Here is a 20,676-nt window from a genome sequence, read left to right as displayed (position 1 = left end):
GTATCAAAAAGATTTACGCTGGCTCAAAAGCAAATTATATTTTGATACGTCGTCATTCCCAATTTAATTGGGAATCCTAATGCTACTACAGAGCACTTTAAGATTCCCGCCTGCGCGAGAATGACGGGAAACGAAATAAAATTATAGTCTTAACAGCTAGATTTTACTTTTGATACAGCCTCTTAAGGGTATATAAATTATAGTAAACTTATTATTTAATCTGTTTTAACAGATAACTTCCGTAACCACTTTTAACAAGCGGTGTAGCAATTGCAGTAAGTTGCTCTGCATTGATGAAGCCCATTCTATATGCAATTTCTTCAATACACCCGATTTTTAAGCCTTGTCTTTCTTCAATAATCTGCACAAACTGCCCGGCCTGCATTAATGAGGTAAATGTACCCGTATCTAACCAGGCTGTACCACGGCTTAATACACCTACTTTAAGCTTACCCCGTTCTAAATAAACGCGGTTAACATCAGTAATTTCATATTCACCCCGAGGAGAAGGCTTAATGTTCTTTGCAATTTCTACCACTTCGTTATCATAGAAATACAAACCTGGCACTGCATAGTCAGATTTTGGCTGCGCGGGCTTTTCTTCAATAGAAATAGCCTTCTTATCTGCATCAAATTCTACCACGCCATAACGTTCAGGGTCTGATACCTGGTAGGCAAATACCACTCCACCATCCGGATTGGAACTGGCTTGTAATAATTTGGCCATACCATCACCATGAAAAATATTATCACCTAAAACTAAAGCAACTTTATCTTTACCGATAAATTCTTCGCCGATTACAAAAGCCTGGGCTAAACCATTTGGTTCTGCCTGTACGGCATAACTGAATTTACAACCTAAAGAAGCCCCATCACCTAATAATTTCTCGAAATTTGGCAGATCGTGTGGGGTAGAAATAATGAGAATTTCTTTTATCCCAGCCAACATTAAGGTAGATAAAGGATAATAGATCATCGGCTTATCGTAAACCGGCATCATTTGTTTGCTGCAAGCTAAAGTTAAAGGGTGTAAGCGTGTTCCGCTTCCGCCGGCTAAGATTATACCTTTCATATTAAATTTGAGATTTTAGACACTAGATTTGAGATTAATAACTCTACCTAAACACCTATATTACTTTTATTTATTAATTTGTTTTATACAGTCCACCAAACTATCTCTCCAATAAGGGATTTCTAAATTAAAAGTTTCTTTAATTTTAGTTTTATCCATTACTGAAAATGCCGGTCGTGTTGCCTTTGTTGGATAGGAAGAACCTGGTATTGGATTAACTTTAACCACTGTTTCGCTAATATCAAATATGGCCTTCGCAAAATCGAACCATGAAGTTACTCCCTCATTGCTGAAATGATACACGCCATAAGCAGTTGATGAAGAAGCAATCACTTCAAAAATGGTGTTTGCGAGATCAATGGCATAAGTTGGCGTACCTACCTGATCGGCGATGATATTTAGTTCATCACGTTCAGCTCCAAGTTTAAGCATGGTTTTCACAAAGTTATTGGCATATTCAGAATATAACCAGCTCGTGCGGATAATAAAATGGGCCGGTAATATTGAAGTAACAGCTTTTTCTCCATCAAGTTTCGTTAAGCCGTAAACATTGATCGGTTTAGCCTCGTCATTTTCCTTTAGCAATTTTACTTCATTTCCTTCGAAAACGAAATCTGTAGAAACATGGATTAAAGTAGCATCGTTTGCCAAACAGGCCGAAGCCAGGTACGCAGCGCCAGTTTCATTAATGGCTTTAGCAAGATCAACCTCGTCTTCTGCTTTATCAACAGCAGTATATGCGGCACAATTGATTACAAAACCTGGTTGCTCTTTCGCCAAAAGATCGTTCAAAGCACTTTCATTTAGAATGTTGGCATCCTGTTCCGCAGGAAAAACAATTTCCGTAATTCCTCTTCGTTCAGCTACAACCTTTAAACACTGGCCTAGCTGTCCGCCAGCGCCAATTACTAATATCTTGCTCATATATGCTGGAGTTCGGCAAATGGTTTTAAAAGTAGATCTTTATCCGAAATTGCCTGATCCTTTTCTGGGATTAACCAATCGATATTCAAATCCTTGTCATTATAAATCACTCCTGTTTCTGACGCTTTATTGAAAAAGTTATCACATTTATATAAAAACTCTGCGGTTTCGCTTAAAACAGAAAAGCCATGTACAAACCCTCGAGGAATATATAATTGTAATTTATTTTCAGCACTTAAATGTACAGCAATATGTTTGCCATAAGTCGGTGAACCCGGGCGTACATCAACGGCAACATCCAGTACTTCACCTTTGGTTACACGCACCAGTTTTGCCTGTGCAAACTCTCCTGTTTGAGCATGTAAGCCACGGATTACGCCATAGGAAGAATAAGATTGGTTATCCTGTACAAACCTGCCAGATAAACCTGTTTTCTCTTCAAAGGTATATTGATTAAAACTTTCGAAAAAATAACCTCTTGGATCTTCAAATACCCTGGGTTTAATAATCAGGCAGTCTTTTAATCCTGTTTGTTCAATTTCCATTATTTGTTGCTGTACTGTTGTTTGTAATAGGATTGATAATTACCAGAAGTTACATTGTTTAACCAATCTTCATTTTGCAGATACCAGTCTACTGTTTTAGCCAGCCCCTCTTCAAACTGTAAGCTCGGCACCCAATCTAATTGATTTTGTAGTTTACTGGAATCGATTGCGTAACGCAAATCATGACCTGCACGATCGGTAACATAAGTTATCAATTTGGCCGATTCACCCACCTCACGTCCTAGTTTTTGATCCATTATTGTACAAAGCAAATTGATCAGATCGATATTCTTCCATTCGTTATGGCCACCGATATTGTAAGTATCCCCGGTTTTCGAATTGTGGAAAATTACGTCTATTGCCCTGGCGTGGTCTTCCACCCATAACCAATCGCGCACATTTTCACCTTTACCATAAACAGGTACAGCTTTATTATTTTTAATGTTATTGATCGCCAATGGAATCAGCTTCTCTGGAAAATGATGAGAACCATAATTGTTTGAGCAATTGGAAATCACACAATCCATACCATAAGTATCGTGATATGCCCTTACGAAATGATCTGAACTGGCTTTCGATGCTGAATAGGGGCTATGTGGATCATAAGCAGTAGTTTCGGTAAACATGCCTTCTTCACCTAAAGCACCATATACCTCATCGGTACTTACATGGTAAAAACGTTTTTTGTCATAATTATCTTTCCAGTATTCGCGGGCAGCATTTAATAAATTTACTGTGCCGATTACATTGGTAATTACGAAAGCTGTTGGATCGCTGATCGATCGATCTACATGGCTTTCTGCTGCAAGGTGTATCACGGCATCAAAATCTTCTGTTTTAAACAGATCGAACATCGCGTTAGCATCCGTAATATCTTGTTTTACAAATCTATAATTTGGCTTATTTTCGATATCAGTTAAATTAGCCAGGTTACCAGCATAGGTAAGTTTGTCTAAATTGACAATTTCATATTGAGGGTAGTTATTTACAAAACGACGAACTACATGAGAGCCTATAAAGCCCGCACCACCGGTGATTAAGATTTTTTTCACAGTATTATATGTTTTTCAATCCGCTAAAGTAAGTTAGATTTAACTGAAATACAACTAATTTTGGCATTCATAACATCTAAGTTCCTCTCTAATATAAAAAATAATATAGCAACGCACTTATTGATTTTTTATATTTAACAGATGATATGCATCTAAATTGTTTATTATTTTGCGCTCCCGAATAAGCAAAGGATAAAATGAACATTAAAACATTAAAGTTTCTTAATACCGAATATTCAGCTATTACAAACGAATAAAAATTCTTAATAGACCATGAGTATAACAAAAATGAATAAATGATCGACGACAAGATCAGTTCTCAAATTAACCTTCTCTTTTAAATGCATTGAACTTTTTTTATAGAAACGCAATGATTCATATTGCTGCATTTAGCCTATATTATTTTTGAAATACATCTTTATTTATTGTCTATCCATTTAATTAGGTGGGGCGCAGTTCCTGTATACCATAAAATTGCAGAAATAAAAAATATGGCAATTAAAATCCACAAAATAGGCCATCCTTCGAATTTGTGTTTTGAAAAGGGAGTGTAAGACGCTTCAAATTTATTATGTTCATTGCCCATCCTTTTACCCTTTTTCACCGGTTTAGGATCAGAGATATTGCTCATAAATATTCAGTTAGAAATACAAAGTTAAACTATAAACCTATAAATTGAAAATTGTTTCGGATTCTTATTACTTAAGTTTAACAGGAGAAATAAAGTTTCAAAAGAAGGATATAGTGAAAATCCAATGAAATATATGTTTAAATGATGCTAGCCCAAGTCTGATAAAGCATCGTAAGCCTAATCAATAATTTACTATCACTCCACTCATACTGACAAACAAAGGAAGAAAACCTACATCGCAGCTACTGAACTTTCCAGTTCTTTATACCACTCTTCTCCATATTTACGGATAAGCGGTCCTTTTAAAAAGCTGTATACAGGAACCTTAAGTTCGCGACCAAAAGTGCAGGCATCATGGCAGATATGCCAGCGATCGTAATTGAGGACCTCAAATTCCGGATATTTAGTTATCCGGATAGGATAAAGGTGACAGGAAATTGGTTTCTGCCAATCTACGATACCTTGCTCGTATGCTTTTTCGATAGCACATTTGGTAATACCGCCTTCAAAAAGCACATAAGCACATTCTTTATTTTTATCAACACAAGGGGTGGTCAAATCACCAACTTCATCAACTACATAAACGCCTTGTTCTTCAATCGCTTTAATACCTTTTTCGTTGAGCAGGTGTTTTATTTTCGGATAAATCTCCTCCAAGACAGCCTTTTCATCATGATCCAAAGGTGCGCCAGAATCACCTTCCACACAGCAGATTCCTTTACATTTGCTTAAATTACAAACAAAGTTTTCCTTCAATACATCTTCGTGCACCAGCACCTGTTCAACTTCTATCATCATTATTCTTTTGCTAAAGCATATTTCAGCCCACTGGCCGATTTTAATTCCATTGTAACTGCTCCCACCAATATTTCTACTTGTGCCTTCACAGGCACCCGATTTCCATCATCGGTTACCCAAAGGTATAATCTGCTATCCTTTTTAAAAATACGCCCAGGCTTAATAGACGGGCTGAATTTCAAACAGCGGATATTGCCCAGTTTACTCTTAACCGTTTCTTTGCCTACGTACTCTACTTCAAGTGCGGAAATTTCATCGCCCAAAAAATAGTTCAGTTTAAACTTATTTCCGACTTTGATTTTGCTTATATCCAGGCTCCTGGCAAAATAGTAAGCCGAAACGAGGTCGAAAGTCTGATTGGTTGGCGTGGTAAACGTTCCCCTGTTCGAAACTACTTTCTTTCCATCCTGATTAAAACGCGCTTTATCCTGACGTTTATAACTGGCCTCACGAATATTCTCTTGGTAGAAATAAGGTAAAAGGTCTGTTTTATCGATATACGAATCGTAGTGATCTCTTATTTTATAAAACACATCAAAAGTTCCGGAGGTCTGCGCATCAACGGTAAGTTTGTAGGTAGGTTTGTTATCAAACTTTAAATCAGAATTAGTAACCTTAATAGTAGCTTCTGCCGCTGTGATGAACCCATACCTTAGTTTATATTGCAAAACTTCACCTTCCTGAAATACAGCTTCTTTCTTCAGGGGAAGTTCCTGAGCCATTGTAAAGAGACTGCATAAACCGGCCGTAACAGTTAGAAATATTTTTTTCATTGCTTTTGTACTCATTTGTGTGTGTTGCAGGGAAAAACCATTTCCTAAAATATAGGATAAATTCTTTCCTGCATGAAGATATACAAAAAGCAATCCAAAATTTAATCTTTTCTTTTATATACAGGAACAGTAGAGCAGGGCTCACCAAACATAATGCTTTTAACTACCGGGGTAAGCAGATTGGTAACTTCTACATAAGCAGCAACCGGCACATCAATTTCGCCACACCCTTTAACCACGACACGTTCGTTTGCATAATCCTGGGGATTGATTTTAGCTAATGCCTTGGTAAATAAAACAGCTTCTAATGTGTTTAAGTCCCCGAATACTACTTCATTAGCATAGGGTTTTAGCTTATTGGCCAGCAACATATATGCCCAGGTAGGTACAATGGCATCTGCAGAGCAGGTGATGGCCACATTCTTATCTTGATATTGTGCCCAATCGTGCTCCTTTATAAATGCCCGGAAATCTTTTTCCCTCAGCATTAATCCGTGAAACAAATTATCTACGATATCGTAAACTACCCTCTCGCCTTTATGATAAAAATCTTCGAGGTTTAAAGTAATTAAACCACTATTGGTAACCTTATTTATGATGTTTTCCTGAATTTCCATGGCCTTAAATAAAAAAACCGTCCCGACTGATCATCGGAACGGTTACAAAATTACGTATTTTCTAATTAATAGAATTTCACACGATTGTCTTTTATCTTGGCATTTTCTTGTAAAGCCTGGAAAGCTGATCCTAATGAACGCTGACCTAAACTTAACATCATGCTTTCTTTTTGTTTAAACATATTTGCAATTGGAGCCGGGTTTGTAAATCCATCAACAGTAAATACATATACACCACGCTCACCTTGAACAGGGGCAGATACTTTGCCTGGCTGTGAACCGAATACACTACCTACCAATGCATTTTCTTGTGCAACACCTGGAATTACAGGGTTAGCAAATACTACGTTCTGTACAGGATTAACCGGGCGGGCAACTTTAGCCGCAATCTGATCGATACTTCCCTTACCTGCATTGGCTAATTTTTCTTTCAATTGTTTGGCTTTAACCGCGTTGATTACCATCGGTTCAATTTCTTTCTTCACATCAGCTAATGATAAAATGCCTTTCGGGCTGATGTTGGTTAAGCGTGCTACCACGTAAGCATTGCTCATGGTATAAATTTCAGGTAAAACATCACCTTTATCTGCTGCGTAAGCGTCCTGGATTAGTTTACGTGGGTTATCTAAACCTGCAGCAAATCCTTGTGTTGCGGCTACTTTATCAGCTACAGCTACTTTCAATCCTTTTTGGGCTGCAAATTTACTGAAATCGTTACCTTTTACATCTGTTAAGAAACTGCTCGCAGCTTTATAAGCAGCTGCCTGGGTTTTGCTACTTGCTGCTAATGCTTTTTCTACATAAGCCAATTTAGCTACCTTAGAAGAACCGATCTGTTTTTCGATTTTAAGAATATGGTAACCGAATTGAGATTTTACAACTTTAATATCTCCTGTTTTACCATCAAAAGCAGCATTTTCAAATTCAGGAACCATTGCACCACGTGCAAAAGTACCCAACTCACCACCTTTATCTTTAGAACCATCTACACTGTAGTTTTTAGCAAGTTCAGCAAAATTACCACCTTTTAAAATTAATCCTTTTAATGAGTCAGCAAGTTTGATCGCTTTATCTTCGCCGCCAACTTTAGCCGGATCAATTAAGATGTGGCTTGCTTTTACCGAATCAGGAGAGATACGGGTAGCAACCACTTTCACAATTTTGTATGAGTTACCGCTTAATTTCGGACCGTAAAAACTGCCTGCAGGCAAAGCGAATACTGCTGAATCAACAGCCGGATCTAATTTACCTTTTGTGATATAAGTGAATGGAACTTTAACGTCTGAATTAATGGCTGCGAAAAGAGAATCGTTTTTAGCTACCTGAAAATCAGCGGCAATTTTATCTACCTGAGCTTTGATTGCTAATGAATCTGCTTTATTTGGGCTGATGCTGAAAGTAACATACTCAAAAGCACGTGTTTCCTGCGGATTGTTAAAACGCGCTTTGTTCTGATCATAATATTCCGAATAATCAGCATCAGTTAACTTAACTGACTTATCAGGAATTGAAGCATAATCTAAGCTTACATATTTAAAGTTAGCCAGTTTGTTACGGTTGTTATATTCATCTGTAGCTTCTAATGAAGTTACATAAACCGAGTTACGGATTAAGTTAGAATATTTAGTTTGTAATGCCTGGTTTTTAATCTCCTCCTGTAACATGGTAGATTGTTGCAAAGCCTGAGGTTCTTTCGATTTCAAAAAATTCATCAGGGTTGCACGATCTAACTGCCCGGTTTGAGGATTAGAAAAATACTGTTTAATCAACGGACTAGGGTTCTGACCTTGTAATAAATCTACCAACTCATCTTCTGATACGGTTAAACCTAAACGATCATATTCTTTAGTCAACAAAACTTTTGCCAGCTCTGCATTCCATGCCTGATCAACAGCCATAGCAGTCATCTGTGCATTAGCACTACCTCCATATTGTTGTTTCATCTGGTTTACACCCTGATCAACCTTTGGTCCGAACTCATCAATATTGATGTCGTTACCATCTATAGACCCTACAACTTTTTGATTTGCCGACCAAAAAGGTTTACCCACGTTAATTGCATCACCTACTAAAAACGCAACAATTGCAAAACCGATTGCAAAGACCAGAATATAGCCTGCACGGTTGCGCAAAAATGTCATTAATCCCATATTGTAATTATAAATTTATTTAGTTCTTTTTTAAGAGGGCGCAAGATACAAATTTGCCTTAAAAAAGAAAACACAAAATTTTATTTATCAAGCGCTTAATTATTAAGGGGATGGAAGAGGTAAAATGGCAAATGGAAGAGGTAATATTTATCACTAAAATTGACTTCAAAGCTAATGCGAATTCAATAGATGCTTAATCCCTCATCCATCTCACATCCCACATTTTACATCAATTAAGGCGCTACGCCTTCTTTCATATTCAATTCGCCGTTTCCGCTATCCATTTCATAGGTACTAAAATCCTGTGGTGCCTTGAAATTTATCCCTTCTCCTACACTTCCGTCTACTCCCTTAACATACACCCGCTGATTGGAATAGAAAATTTTCTTCGATTCATCCCAGATCAGTTCCTGAGAGGAGAAGGTATCACCTTTACTACTTTTCACCACTACGTTCTTCCTGAATTCGGTTTTGAGCTCATTATCTCTCCTGATGGCATAATCGCATATCAGATTTCCATCAATGGTCCCATTAGGATTGTAAAAATCGATATTTACCCCTTTAATCATCTCCTGATAAGTACTCCCGTTAGCGGGCGTAACCTTATCCAGTATCGGAGCCACACCTTTAGCTTTGATCCTTGCAGAATCGCTGTAGATAATATCCACACCTATAGTGCGGTCGCGGGATAGGATTGTCTTATTTATCGAAACTGAGTTTGCTTTTTTTAGATCGTCGTCTCCACAGGAAGCCAGAAAAAAAGGCAACACCAGAAACAGACCATATAAAAATGCTTTCAGTTTCATTAATCAACACGGTACTTACGGAACCAGGTATCGTTTAGGGTAAAACCTAAATGGAAATTAATATATTGCTCTTTAACCAGGTTATTGTTTAATGTTCCTCGTTGTCCGAGTTCTGTTGTAAAATTGATTTTATAAAATGCAGTACCACCATTAGCAGTAGGTAGCGGGAAACCAAAACCTAATGATGCCCCCATTTGTTTGATATCCTGATTACCGATCTTAATATAAGTTTTATCATAATTAACACCAATGCGGTAATCTATACGTTTCAGGTAGCTGTTGTAAGAAAATGCATCTGGCGTCCATTGACCTCCCAACGAAGCACCCCAGCTATCTTGTAAACCCTGGTTTACATTATTGATACTTGTTGCAGACCATTTACCCATTCTAAAATCGGCACCGATTAACCACTTGTCATTCTGTTGGATAGCGATCCCAAAATTGTGGGTTAAGGGTAAAGTAAGATTAGATTTACCGTTATTTACCGTATTTAATGTATCTGCTGCAGTACTTTCATTCCCATCCTGATCTCTTGTATACAGCGTAGCATAAGAAGTTAGTGTTGAGTTTACTTTTCCAGAAGTGCTTCCAGAGTAACCTAAGGTAACAATCGTTTTCTTACCCAATGTAAAATCGTACTGAATACCGTAAGAATAGCTTAATCCCGCAACACTATTTTTGGTCTGAAGTTTTGCATTATAAGAACCTGCACTACTAAATTCAGTAGCACGGCTGGTTTGAAGATTTCCGAAAATATATTCCAGGTTACCACCAATCCTTAAATGGTCGCCAAAACGGTAACCATAGCCCAAATAAGCTTTTGATAAACCACCTTCTCCTTCATAAAGTTGATTTAAGGTTGTGGTATCAACTTTTACGGTGTTCCTGTAATTATAACCCAGATCTGAATATGGTAAAATACCAAAACTCAATGCCGATCTTCTGGTAACCGGCGCTGCAAATGCCAGGTGACTAAAAGTAGAATTGAAACTTGATTCGCTTAGGTTATTGCGTGTTAAGCTGGTTACACTTGCACTCATACCAATATCGATCGTGGTTAACGAAATACCAGCATATGATGCCGGATTCTGCATATTGATGTTATTAAACCCGGTAACTTTGCTTACAGCAGTAGAAATTCCGCCCATTGCCCTAAACTGGGGCAATAAAGATCCTTTTATATTTCCAAGCCCATATCTTGAATATGGTGATGAAGTGGTAACCTGCGCCTGAGCACTTAAACCACAAACTAGAACGAGTATGGCTGCAATATAATTTATTCTTTTGTACATTTTAATCTGCAATAGCTTCATTTAATCCTTTTAATACTAAGTAAGGATCTTTTATAATTTGAGGCGCAAAGATGCTGTTTTGTAATTGTTTATACAAAAAATTAGCATCTCCCCCTGTTATAATTACCTTCAGAGCACTTTCTTTTTTATTATTTAGGCCGATAAAGCCTTCAATTTCGTTTATTATTCCCTGTAAAACGCCGTTCTTGATTGCCGATTGTGTGTCAATACCTTCCACAATACCTTCATTTGCATCCCACTCCACCAAAGGCAAACGGCCGGTAAATTCGTGTACAGCCTTAAACCGCATTTTAATACCCGGACTTATGCTGCCGCCAAAATATTCCTTAGCGCTGGTTAAAACATCATAAGTAATACAGGTACCCGCATCAACCACTAAACTTGCATTTGCCGGATATAAGCCATTTGCAGCCAAAATAGCAGCCCACCTATCCAGACCTAAAGTAGCTGGCGTTTTATATCTATTTTGTACTCCCGTCGTCAATAAAGTCGAAAAACGGATATACTCAGTATGCTTTTTTAAAAAAACTTCTAATGGTCCGATTTCCTGGTTAACACTACTGATGATAGACTTCGCCGGCGAAAACTTCTCAATCAATTGAGCCAGATCAAGTATCCCAATTTTATTGAAACGCTGATGGTGAACAATTTCTTTATTTGCAAAAACACCAACCTTAACAGCAGAATTTCCAATATCAATGCTTAACCTACGCATTTAAAATCTCCCACAGCAAATAATGTTTTCTTAGAAATTCCAATGACCCCATTTTTTATCCATCTTAATTAAAACTAAAAAAGCTTTAATTCTAAAATCATCCACAAAGCTATTAATCTTTGTTAAGTTTCGTTCTAGTTATTTGTTAAAAAAGGTTAAACAAACAGAAAATACTGTATTGAAAGCACAAATAAAACGAACAATGTTTCGTAAAACCAACGTTTTTTGGCATTGCTAAAATAGTATGCCAACAGTACCGATCCTGGTGGTACACAAAGCAAAAAATGCCAGGTCCTGAAATCGGGTTTCAGGTAAAAACTAGCTGCAGAAACAATAAACATGAAAAATAACAGCTGAAAACTTTTTCTTGTGCTAATAAAACTCCTGAAGAAATTTTCGCGCAACTGTAATGATGCCAATATAATAATTACCGTAACCGGGATGAGTACCAAATAATCATTATAGTTAATTTTAAATACCGATGGAAACTTATTACCCAATGGTTTCCAGATCTGGTAAAAGGAGCTTAAATTATCTTTCCAGTAATAAAATACGGCCAAAAAAAAGAAAACGGTGATAAAACCAATTAAGCCTGCCACCCATTCGCGCCAATTAAATGACCTGAAAAGCAACAACGCTAAAAAGATCATCAGCAACATGGCCATAAACGGAAAGTAGATCAGTGTTCCAACCCCTATAATCATCCCGATATCGAAAACCGTGGTAATGGAATTCGCACTCTTACCCAGTTTTAAAAACTTATCTATAATCCAGATCAACAGGAAGTTGCATAACAATGCCGGGCTTAGGATCATAAAAGGCATAAACAAGCTCGTTCCTGTGATAAACATCAGCCCTGGCAGGAAACTGGGTTTGGCTAATAAATTATGATTATTTACAATCCGGTTGAAAATTAATGCCTGCACATAAACCAAAAGTGCCGCAATAAAAATATTGGTATAGGGAGTAAAGGCATTATCTAAATCTACATTGATCAGCAATCGGGCAAAAGGTTCCAAAAAATCAAAGTTCAGCTTATCGTGCGTTTCCTGAAAAATGGCAATACGCAGAAAGAACGTGTATGCCAGCAAGAATACGAGGTTAATTGGATTTAGCTTTCTAAACTGATTAATCATGCCTTTTTAAAGAGTAGGCAAAGTAAAGAAAATAATTTAAGAGTAAGGAAGAAAGATGAAGAGCGGAAAGGCTAAAGCTTAAAGCGAGGATTTATAGAATTGTCAGTCTGAGCGAAGTCGAAGACCATGCGGCAGGTAAAAAAGTATATACTGAGGAGCAAATGTGTTATTTTTTTTGAAAAGCAGGTTCTTGTTCGTTTCGCTTCCGGTAGCCCTGCCATCCGCTTTACCTCACTAAGTTCGGTGCCCGCTCCTGTCAGGTTTAGATTACGCAGAACTGTGCCACAGATTAAAAATAAGCGGAAAGATTAAAACATCATCTTATTAAAGATACTCAAAGCTTTGTCAGTCTGAGCGTAGTCGAAGACCGTTTGACAAACAAAAGTGGCCTCTGTTATTTTTTGAAAAGCAGGTTCCTTTTCGTTTCGGTTCCGGTAGCCCCGCCATCCGCTTTACCTCACTAAGTTCGGTGCCCGCTCCTGTCAGGTTTAGATTACGCAGAACTGTGCCACAGATTAGAATAAACCTAAGACCAAAGAGAATAGATAACAGGGGAATGTACTAATAGGCGGTGTATAGCTAACCTTTCCCAAAAGCGCTGCTTTGCGTTAAATAAACCCGGGAGTAGCGGCAGCCCCGATTCTTTACCGATGAATCGGCACTAAATTAGCATCGGGCTATAGCGAATGACGGGGCTGTACAAGCCAAAAGCTACCGGCATTCGTTTCCAAGCCAATCAAGTAAATTAATTCATCATTGCAGATCCTTCGACTACGCTTAGGATGATAAACGAGAAAGTCGACTCCGGACTGCCGACTGAAGACTCACGACTAAACCCTGGCATATTTCTTCACCATATCATCTATAATCTGCGCAGTTTCATCCGGAAAATTAAACTCATGCTCTTGAGGATTCTCTACCCAGTTTTTGATAATAGGCAACCAGTTTCTGGTACTGCCCCAAATTACAGGCAAACCAAACTGTTTTAAAGCATAAGCATTGCATTGCTGCTCAAACTGGAAACGCATAGGAGCTACCAATAATTTTTTCTTCAAATAAAGTGCTTCTGCCGGGCCTTCAAAACCGCCGCCTGTAAATAGCCCTTCGCAGGTGGCCAGGCTTTTATTAAACTTCTCGTTATTAACCGGCTCTACAAAAACGTTCCCTTCCTGGTAGGCAACTTTGCTGTGTTTAGAGAAAACCTGCCAGGTAACTTCAGGTAATTGTGTAAAAAGCTTTACCAGGCGTTTATCATCAATGGCTGGAAGATAGACCGTATAATGCCCTAAATTTTCACTTTTCAGGTTTCGGATCTCTGCCCTGATTACCGGGGTATGAATAAAACTATCGTAGCGATCAAAATGAAAGCCAATGTGGTATTTTGTAGGTGCATAGCGGCTTAAAATAAGCTTACCCCAATCCAAAGTTCTTGGACGCGGTACTTTTTTAGATTTAAATGCTGCCTGATGGCTCAATGAAACACATTCAATTCCTTGCAACTTACAGGCCCAGGCACTCACCGGCTCAAAATCATTAACGATTAGATTGTAATCTTTAAGTGGCAGCTGCTTCATATCTTTCCTGAAACGGAAAAGATTCATGCTCATCCAGGTTTTAAAATGATCTACACCACCTTTTTTCCCAAAGATAAAACTGAAACCATGTAATTGGTATTTTACAGGCTGACTGAGTTTCACATCTGCCTGGGTACCACTCACTAAAATATCCAATTCGCCATATTTTTGAAGCAAAGGAATAATTTCCCTCGCTCTGCTGATATGACCGTTACCTGTTCCCTGTATTGCGTAAAGTATCTTCATTTGTGCCCGAATATCTAAAATTATTGGGCAATTTCATATTTTATATTCTGTAAAAGAATATTTATGTCGAGTTTACTTTTTAAATCTTCAGCATCAGAAAGAATTCCCTCATCCAACTGATCTTTTGTAAAGTGTTGATGCTCATACTTAAACACGGTCCAGTTTTTATCCTGATATTCTAAAGCCGTTAAACTTTCCACCCAATCGCCGCTGTTCAGGTAAGTTACTTTTCCTTCTTCGGTGACAATTTCGCGTTGCTCGGCCTGATGAATGTGGCCACAAACTACATACTGGTAACCTTTTTCGATGGCCAGTTCTGCTGCAGTTTGTTCAAAACTGTTTATAAACTTTACAGCATCTTTAAACTTAGCTTTGATTTTTTTCGAAAAGCTCATTTTCTCCCTTCGAAATGCGGTAAGTACCCAGTTTACAAAACTATTAATAAGGATCAGCGTATCATAACCAACCGCGCCCAATTTAGCCAGCCATTTAGAATGCTGCATGGTTACATCAAACACATCACCATGAAAAAACCATGCTTTTTTACCATCAAGCTCTAAAATCAGCTTATTTTGAAGGTGAAAAGTACCCATCTCCATTCCGTCGAATTTGCGGAGCATCTCATCATGGTTACCGGTCAGGTAATGCACCTGCACACCTTCCGACACGAACTTCATCAGTTTACGGATCACCTTCATGTGCGATTCGGGCCAGTAACTTTTACTAAACTGCCAGATATCGATGATATCGCCGTTTAGGATCAATGTTTTGGGTTTAATGCTTTTCAGATACTTTAAAAGTTCTTTTGCATGACAACCATAAGTACCTAAATGTACATCGGAGATTACGACTACATCGATATTTCTTTTATCCATAAAAGGGAAATTTTAGGGGGAAGGGTAATGTTACCGCCCGGTTAAAGCAGTTTAGAGATAAATTAGTTGTATTACCACTCTTCTTCCTCATCGAGTTTTACCTCAAAAGGGCTAAAGAAATAAAGTACAACAATTAATAAACATACGGCAAAGAATGACTCTAACATATCACCTGATTTTTCATTACAAAGATAAGACGCTGTATATCAAACAAATGTTACGACATTGTTAAATTATTATTCAATTTGATAAAGTATGTTAAAATGACATCCGAAGGGGTTGTTTGGTTCAAGAGTGCATTAGTCATTGGTCATTACCGCCGTTGTCAATGTTGAGATAGATTCTGAATTATCCAACAGTTTTCCTTGCCAAAGGATCCTTCGACTACGCTACCATTGACAGATTCCAAAAAAAGGTCGTTTTATTTAATACCTGAAATTCATTGAATATGTATTCCCACGCCAGCAGCACATGTAAGCCAGCAATGAAGTAATATTAATGGTACACTTATCAGCAACAGTATAAAAAAACTCCGAACAGCCGTTTATTGTTTCTTTAACCAGGCTGCTCCGACACAGTGATACACCAACAATACCTTAAGATAACTTTCCCTTTACCTTTTATTTAGCTATTGTTAGCCTGCCGATCTAAAGCGAGTCAAATCTTTGATCTACCTAATCTCCAACAGGGCCATCACTCAACCAAAGCAAGTGTTAAGCAGTGTGCAAGCAGGTGTCAGGCAAACCTGGCCGGAAGGTGGCTAAAACGTGGGGTAAAGGTGGCGTAAAAGTGGACTTGGATTTTTTTTTGGGGGGATCTTTAATCAGACGGATTGATTTGGGTTATCATCGCTTTGATTAACCTAATATAAAAAATTATGGTGAAGCGGGCAAAAAAAGAGCTTTGTAATTTTTGGCAGGGCAGCAGAAATGCAATTTGTTCGTGTCTGTGACTCGTTTTAATTGAATTTATAACCTCAATTTTATTCTTGTATCCATAGAGACGCAATGCATAACGCTACGCACAGAGCGGTTTAGTGCTGGTCCAGGGATAAATTTATTTGTTTGTCAGTCTGAGCGGAGTCGAAAACCCTACCAAGCGTTAATTTTTAAAGTATAACCTATCGTAAAAGATCCTTCGACTACGCTATCATTGACGCTATCTTATAAGTCGTTATTAATCAGTAATTTAATTGCTTTAGTATTTCCACCGAGCTAGGCCATTGCACGATATCCCCGTTCTGCTTAAATCCGGCCTAACAAATTTTTCAGGTTGCACTGCTTAAGCCAACCTACTAGCTTCGAAAGAAAACGGCGAAGCCCTCATGAATGCAGCTGAAAGTTATAAACAACAAATGAATAAATTTTCAGCCGGTGTTTTTTGTTTTTTCATGTGTCTTTATGTTTTCAATGGCATTCAAGCTAGCTCCGCTGGTCTTTTTGACAGCAAAAAGAAAGAGCCCTTCGGCGGCGGCGAGCCGAGGCAAGACCGCACCGTAGGATAAGAGAAGACAATTGTACGTCACTCATATTGATTTTAAACAATTAATTAACCCTCAGGATGACAAACCGAGGTAGATATTCCATGTTTCTGTGGCAAGAAACCGCTGCAAAAAATTCTGGCAACAAAAGCCCCGCAAGATTGAATCCTGCGGGGCGGAAATCCATTTAAAGAAATATTAAGCTTTAACCACTTTCTTTTTCTTCTTTTCTTCTGAATAAAATCCAAAGCCCAATCCGGCTAATAACAAGATCGATCCTGCCAAAGAGATCTTCTCTCCGGTATAATACGATGTTGGGTGGAAAATAAACTCAAGTTTATGGTTACCTGCCTCTAACTGCGCTGCACGTAAAACATAATCGGCCCTGAAGTATGGCTTCTCAACACCGTCGATATACATTTTCCATCCTTTATCATAATAAATCTCAGAAAATACGGCAATCACGTCTTTAGCGGTTGAATATTCGTAAGTTAAATGATCAGGATTATAGTTCGTTAATTTAATAAAACCTTCCTGGCCAGTTCCTAAACGTTTGGTGTCAATTGAATTCTTGAAGCTTTCGTCAACAATCGCCTCTTTCTTCGCATCAAAACTGCTGATTGCTTTCATTTCTTCGTCAGCGTTTTTAGCAAACTGAACACTTTGTACAAACCAGGCATTACCCGCAGCCGTTGCGTTACGCTGCATTTTATACGATCCGTTTTGCGGATCCTGTGTAATGATGTACTTGGTATTTAACATATCCAACACATCTTGGTTAATGCTTTTTGTTAATTGGTTATCTACCAGTTCCTGGAAACGTTTTAATCTCGCCGAGTGGAAACCACCAACGGTTTTGTGGAAATAAGAAGTTTCAGCACTTTTAAACGGATCACCTAATGACATATCGAAAACCCTAAAGTTTGGATCTTTATCGGCCGAGATAAAATTATCTACATCCCTTGGCTGGTAGTGGTTATCTAAATCAGATTTGCTTACAAAATTTTGGTTGTTCAAATAACGACGGTCAACCTGCCATAAATCGATCAGGACAAACAAAGCCAACAAACCAAAAGCCAATTGCATGTTCATCTTCTTGGTGATAAAAGCCCAGGTAATACCAAAACCTAACGCAATAAACAATAACGAACGTAAAGCATCGGCACGGGCCAAAGCTACACGATCAGCAACAATGCCATTTAAAATTTCCATTGCCGCAGCGCGGTTATTTTGTAAGGTTTGTGTTAAAGCGTCTAAAACCTGTGGTTGGTTGGCCTGCGTAAAGCTGAAGAACGCTGTAGGGATCACAGCAATAATTAATGCGAAACCGCCGGTAATACCCGCCGACCAAGTTAAACGCTGCACTAAATATTTTTGATCATACTTACCATCCTGTGCTTCTTTAATGGCCAAGATTGCCAATAAAGGAACCAAGAAGCCAACAACAGCTAAAATAGATTCAACTGCCCTGAATTTGTTGTAACCTGGTAGGTAATCAAAAAAGATATCAGATATAAATGGTAGGTTTTGTCCGAATGATAAGAACAATAACAAAATACTGGTTCCCAAGATCCACCATTTCCAACGGTGTTTTACAATAAACAAGCCGAAAACGAACAATAAACAAATGATTGCTCCGAAATAATATGGACCAGATGTACCTGGTTTATTACCCCAATACTGGTTAGTGCCCAAATTCTGTGCAACATAACCAATGGCCTGACGCGGATCTACACCCTGAAGATTTTTCTCTACTGCTTTATAGGTATTGCTTTCAGGTTTGATTATTTCATCAACACTGCTTGCACCGCCATAAATATTTGGGATTAGAAAGGAGAAACTCTCTCCAATACCCTGGCTCCACTGATAAGCATATGCTTTATCCAAACCATTTGCGGGTTCGGCTTTATCGGTAGTTAAATTAGATTTTCCACGAATGGTTTCTTTGCCATACTCATAGGTTGTCCACAGGGTACCTGCATTTACCAGAACTGATAAGAAAATACCTGCAACAATATAAGCAACAGATTTACCAAATGCCGGAAGCTGTTTTGCTTTAAAGGCGTGATAAAGCTCTATACAGCCCAAAATAAACAACGCTATAAATAAATAATAGGTCATTTGGATGTGGTTAGAGCGGATCTCTAAAGCCATAAAAAGCGCCAGCAAACTCCCACCAACCAAATACCGGCCTCTTAATGTGAGAATAATGGCAGCTAAAATAGGCGCAAAAAAGCCAATCGCTAATGCCTTATTGCTATGCCCAGCTGCAATAATGATAAAATTATAAGATGTAAATGCAAAAGCGATTGCCCCCGCAGCAGCAAGCCAGGGGTTTATTTTTAATACACAAAATAGTAAGTATGCGCCTAAAAGGTATAACAAAACTGTTCCAACAGGATCAGGAAAAATACCTTTAATTACATCGATACCGTACGTTGTAATGTTAAGAGGATACTGTACCCAAATTTGATAAGCTGGCATACCACCGAACATTTGATTGGTCCAAAGTGGGCCTTTACCATCTTTCGCCTTAATATCCATAATTTCTTTTTGCATGGCCTTCGCCTGCAAAACATCGCCCTGCTGTGGTGCTTTACCCTGCAAAACAGGACTGAAGTAGGCAAAAGTGATGACTACAAAAAATGCAATAATGGCTAAGTGAATGCCATTTTTATTAAACCAGTTATTCATTAAGGTTTGTTTAAGTTTAAACGAATGTCAAAAATAAAAAATTGGGCGGTATAAAAAAGCAATAAATTAAATGCATGCTGAATAAAAAATTAGATTTGCAATAAAGAATAAAAATTCAACCTATTTATTATGAGAAAGTTTGTCATTACAGCTGCTCTTGCTTTATTATCTTTTTCTTCGTTTTCGCAGCTGGTCAGTTTAAATAATGATGAAATCAAAAAGCTAAAAACGCAGATCAAAAATGACGGAAAAACCCAAAAACTATACCTGGGCTTTGCAAAATCGGCATTAAATTATTTAACTGCGCAACCAAACCCAATTGATACCATCCGGACTGAAGGATTATTAAAGGGAAATCCGAAAAAAGAAAAAACCAGGTTAGCCCTGGCAGACATGAACAAAATGTTTGCACTGGCCTTACAATACCGGATTACCGATGATCAAAAATATTTAAACAAATGTGTAGAATTTCTTGATGCATGGGCCAAAATTAATAAACCAAATGGCGATCCTATTGACGATACCAATCTGGATAAGGCCATTGAAGCTTACGATCTGATTAAAAAAGATATCCCAGGTACAGATAAAAAACAGATTGAACAATGGCTTACCGAAACGGCTTGGGCAGAAATTAACAGCAAACGGATGAAAGCGGGCAGGGCTACTGCCATTAACAACTGGAACGCGCACCGCCTAAAAGAAGTTGGTGAAATCGGTTATACTTTAAATAATCAGGATTTGATCAGATGGGCCATAGACAATTTAAAAAGCCACATCAATATCAATTTATGTCCCGACGGAACAAGTTTGGATTTTAAAGAGCGTGATGCGATGCATTACCACATTTATGACCTGGAACCTATGTTAAAACTGGCCATTATAATCGATAGGGCAAATGGGGCTAATTTTTATACTTATGAGTCGCCTAAAGGATCTTCGGTCAAAAAATCTGTAGAATGGCTGATCCCATACATCAATGGTGAAAAACAACACGAAGAATACGTAAACACAACCGTTAAATTCGACCGCGACCGGGCCAGGAACAATGAGCCTGGATTTGCTCCCGGGACAATGTTTAAACCCAGTCTGGCTTTGCCCGTATTAAAACTATCTGTCTATTTCGATAGGACACAGGCTGATCTGTTAAAAAAAGTAAATAACAATAAGGCTAACTGGCAGATGGTGCTGGATGAGATTCAACGCGATAGCAAATATTCTTCAAACAAATAAACTTTCAATAATTTTTGAAAGTTTAAAAATAACTTTATATTTGTA

The 20,676-nt window shown here is 38.1% G+C and carries 18 protein-coding genes; 2 read left to right on the top strand and 16 right to left on the bottom strand.

Going from position 1 to position 20,676, the window contains the following annotated elements:
• Positions 1 to 211: 211 nt before the first annotated feature.
• From rfbA to KYH19_RS22045, 15 genes are all read right to left on the bottom strand, one after another.
• Positions 212 to 1,072 carry a glucose-1-phosphate thymidylyltransferase RfbA gene (gene rfbA, locus KYH19_RS22115; RefSeq protein ID WP_219076805.1) on the bottom strand — a complete coding sequence of 287 codons (861 nt, stop codon included), beginning with the start codon at positions 1,070 to 1,072 and terminating at the stop codon, positions 212 to 214.
• Positions 1,073 to 1,138: 66 nt separating this feature from the next.
• Positions 1,139 to 1,996, bottom strand: coding sequence for a dTDP-4-dehydrorhamnose reductase (gene rfbD / locus KYH19_RS22110; RefSeq protein WP_219076804.1), 858 nt, complete (start codon positions 1,994 to 1,996; stop codon positions 1,139 to 1,141).
• Positions 1,993 to 2,541 (bottom strand): dTDP-4-dehydrorhamnose 3,5-epimerase, encoded by a 549-nt coding sequence (rfbC, locus tag KYH19_RS22105; protein WP_219076803.1) that lies wholly within the window; start codon positions 2,539 to 2,541, stop codon positions 1,993 to 1,995. Before rfbC ends, rfbD begins: the two co-directional genes overlap by 4 nt.
• Complete coding sequence (gene rfbB, locus KYH19_RS22100; protein ID WP_219076802.1) at positions 2,541 to 3,593, bottom strand: dTDP-glucose 4,6-dehydratase; 1,053 nt, start codon at positions 3,591 to 3,593, stop codon at positions 2,541 to 2,543. The genes rfbC and rfbB overlap by 1 nt, the downstream gene beginning before the upstream one ends.
• Positions 3,594 to 4,011: 418 nt before the next feature.
• Complete coding sequence (locus tag KYH19_RS22095; RefSeq protein WP_121285996.1) at positions 4,012 to 4,224, bottom strand: hypothetical protein; 213 nt, start codon at positions 4,222 to 4,224, stop codon at positions 4,012 to 4,014.
• A gap of 231 nt (positions 4,225 to 4,455) precedes the next feature.
• Entirely contained in the window at positions 4,456 to 5,019 is a 564-nt protein-coding gene (locus tag KYH19_RS22090; protein WP_219078984.1) for a DUF3109 family protein, read from the bottom strand.
• A gap of 2 nt (positions 5,020 to 5,021) precedes the next feature.
• A complete protein-coding gene (locus tag KYH19_RS22085) occupies positions 5,022 to 5,795 on the bottom strand; it encodes a DUF3108 domain-containing protein (RefSeq protein WP_219076801.1) in 774 nt (257 codons plus the stop codon).
• Between the two features lie 101 nt (positions 5,796 to 5,896).
• Entirely contained in the window at positions 5,897 to 6,412 is a 516-nt protein-coding gene (locus KYH19_RS22080) for a DUF2480 family protein (RefSeq protein WP_219076800.1), read from the bottom strand.
• Positions 6,413 to 6,477: 65 nt separating this feature from the next.
• On the bottom strand, positions 6,478 to 8,562 hold the full coding sequence (locus tag KYH19_RS22075) for a SurA N-terminal domain-containing protein (protein WP_219076799.1): 2,085 nt from the start codon (positions 8,560 to 8,562) through the stop codon (positions 6,478 to 6,480).
• A gap of 233 nt (positions 8,563 to 8,795) precedes the next feature.
• Positions 8,796 to 9,368 carry a hypothetical protein gene (locus KYH19_RS22070; protein WP_219076798.1) on the bottom strand — a complete coding sequence of 191 codons (573 nt, stop codon included), beginning with the start codon at positions 9,366 to 9,368 and terminating at the stop codon, positions 8,796 to 8,798.
• Positions 9,368 to 10,681 (bottom strand): OmpP1/FadL family transporter, encoded by a 1,314-nt coding sequence (locus tag KYH19_RS22065; protein WP_219076797.1) that lies wholly within the window; start codon positions 10,679 to 10,681, stop codon positions 9,368 to 9,370. Before KYH19_RS22065 ends, KYH19_RS22070 begins: the two co-directional genes overlap by 1 nt.
• Positions 10,662 to 11,396, bottom strand: a complete 735-nt coding sequence (locus KYH19_RS22060) for a type III pantothenate kinase (RefSeq protein ID WP_219076796.1) — start codon at positions 11,394 to 11,396, stop codon at positions 10,662 to 10,664. Before KYH19_RS22060 ends, KYH19_RS22065 begins: the two co-directional genes overlap by 20 nt.
• Before the next feature lie 155 nt (positions 11,397 to 11,551).
• Entirely contained in the window at positions 11,552 to 12,532 is a 981-nt protein-coding gene (locus KYH19_RS22055; RefSeq protein ID WP_121285978.1) for a DUF6427 family protein, read from the bottom strand.
• A gap of 830 nt (positions 12,533 to 13,362) precedes the next feature.
• The gene (locus KYH19_RS22050; RefSeq protein ID WP_219076795.1) at positions 13,363 to 14,352 is read right to left on the bottom strand and encodes a glycosyltransferase family protein; all 990 of its coding nucleotides are present in this window, start codon (positions 14,350 to 14,352) and stop codon (positions 13,363 to 13,365) included.
• A gap of 20 nt (positions 14,353 to 14,372) precedes the next feature.
• Positions 14,373 to 15,227: a UDP-2,3-diacylglucosamine diphosphatase gene (locus tag KYH19_RS22045; protein WP_219076794.1), complete on the bottom strand. Its 855-nt coding sequence runs from the start codon at positions 15,225 to 15,227 to the stop codon at positions 14,373 to 14,375.
• A 1,324-nt stretch (positions 15,228 to 16,551) separates the two neighbouring features.
• Here KYH19_RS22045 and KYH19_RS22040 point away from each other — a divergent pair.
• Positions 16,552 to 16,731, top strand: a complete 180-nt coding sequence (locus tag KYH19_RS22040; RefSeq protein WP_132395440.1) for a hypothetical protein — start codon at positions 16,552 to 16,554, stop codon at positions 16,729 to 16,731.
• Between the two features lie 174 nt (positions 16,732 to 16,905).
• Here KYH19_RS22040 and KYH19_RS22035 read toward each other — a convergent pair whose 3' ends face one another.
• A complete protein-coding gene (locus KYH19_RS22035) occupies positions 16,906 to 19,401 on the bottom strand; it encodes a YfhO family protein (protein WP_219076793.1) in 2,496 nt (831 codons plus the stop codon).
• Positions 19,402 to 19,530: 129 nt separating this feature from the next.
• Here KYH19_RS22035 and KYH19_RS22030 point away from each other — a divergent pair, with 129 nt between their 5' ends.
• The gene (locus KYH19_RS22030) at positions 19,531 to 20,631 is read left to right on the top strand and encodes an alginate lyase family protein (RefSeq protein ID WP_219076792.1); all 1,101 of its coding nucleotides are present in this window, start codon (positions 19,531 to 19,533) and stop codon (positions 20,629 to 20,631) included.
• The last annotated feature ends 45 nt before the right edge of the window (positions 20,632 to 20,676 follow it).

Origin of the sequence: Pedobacter sp. D749 (assembly GCF_019317285.1) — a bacterium.
Taxonomy (GTDB): Bacteria; Bacteroidota; Bacteroidia; order Sphingobacteriales; family Sphingobacteriaceae; genus Pedobacter.
Note: the sequence above shows the minus strand (reverse complement) of the source record. Positions and strands in the feature narration are given on the sequence as shown.

What these genes read in the sequence shown, in the direction of transcription:
- rfbA (WP_219076805.1), bottom strand. Translation starts at nt 1,072, where the DNA reads ATGAAAGGTATAATCTTAGCCGGCGGAAGCGGAACACGCTTACACCCT.
- rfbD (WP_219076804.1), bottom strand. Translation starts at nt 1,996, where the DNA reads ATGAGCAAGATATTAGTAATTGGCGCTGGCGGACAGCTAGGCCAGTGT.
- rfbC (WP_219076803.1), bottom strand. Translation starts at nt 2,541, where the DNA reads ATGGAAATTGAACAAACAGGATTAAAAGACTGCCTGATTATTAAACCC.
- KYH19_RS22095 (WP_121285996.1), bottom strand. Translation starts at nt 4,224, where the DNA reads ATGAGCAATATCTCTGATCCTAAACCGGTGAAAAAGGGTAAAAGGATG.
- KYH19_RS22090 (WP_219078984.1), bottom strand. Translation starts at nt 5,019, where the DNA reads ATGATAGAAGTTGAACAGGTGCTGGTGCACGAAGATGTATTGAAGGAA.
- KYH19_RS22085 (WP_219076801.1), bottom strand. Translation starts at nt 5,795, where the DNA reads ATGAAAAAAATATTTCTAACTGTTACGGCCGGTTTATGCAGTCTCTTT.
- KYH19_RS22080 (WP_219076800.1), bottom strand. Translation starts at nt 6,412, where the DNA reads ATGGAAATTCAGGAAAACATCATAAATAAGGTTACCAATAGTGGTTTA.
- KYH19_RS22075 (WP_219076799.1), bottom strand. Translation starts at nt 8,562, where the DNA reads ATGGGATTAATGACATTTTTGCGCAACCGTGCAGGCTATATTCTGGTC.
- KYH19_RS22070 (WP_219076798.1), bottom strand. Translation starts at nt 9,368, where the DNA reads ATGAAACTGAAAGCATTTTTATATGGTCTGTTTCTGGTGTTGCCTTTT.
- KYH19_RS22065 (WP_219076797.1), bottom strand. Translation starts at nt 10,681, where the DNA reads ATGAAGCTATTGCAGATTAAAATGTACAAAAGAATAAATTATATTGCA.
- KYH19_RS22060 (WP_219076796.1), bottom strand. Translation starts at nt 11,396, where the DNA reads ATGCGTAGGTTAAGCATTGATATTGGAAATTCTGCTGTTAAGGTTGGT.
- KYH19_RS22055 (WP_121285978.1), bottom strand. Translation starts at nt 12,532, where the DNA reads ATGATTAATCAGTTTAGAAAGCTAAATCCAATTAACCTCGTATTCTTG.
- KYH19_RS22050 (WP_219076795.1), bottom strand. Translation starts at nt 14,352, where the DNA reads ATGAAGATACTTTACGCAATACAGGGAACAGGTAACGGTCATATCAGC.
- KYH19_RS22045 (WP_219076794.1), bottom strand. Translation starts at nt 15,227, where the DNA reads ATGGATAAAAGAAATATCGATGTAGTCGTAATCTCCGATGTACATTTA.
- KYH19_RS22040 (WP_132395440.1), top strand. Translation starts at nt 16,552, where the DNA reads ATGAATGCAGCTGAAAGTTATAAACAACAAATGAATAAATTTTCAGCC.
- KYH19_RS22035 (WP_219076793.1), bottom strand. Translation starts at nt 19,401, where the DNA reads ATGAATAACTGGTTTAATAAAAATGGCATTCACTTAGCCATTATTGCA.
- KYH19_RS22030 (WP_219076792.1), top strand. Translation starts at nt 19,531, where the DNA reads ATGAGAAAGTTTGTCATTACAGCTGCTCTTGCTTTATTATCTTTTTCT.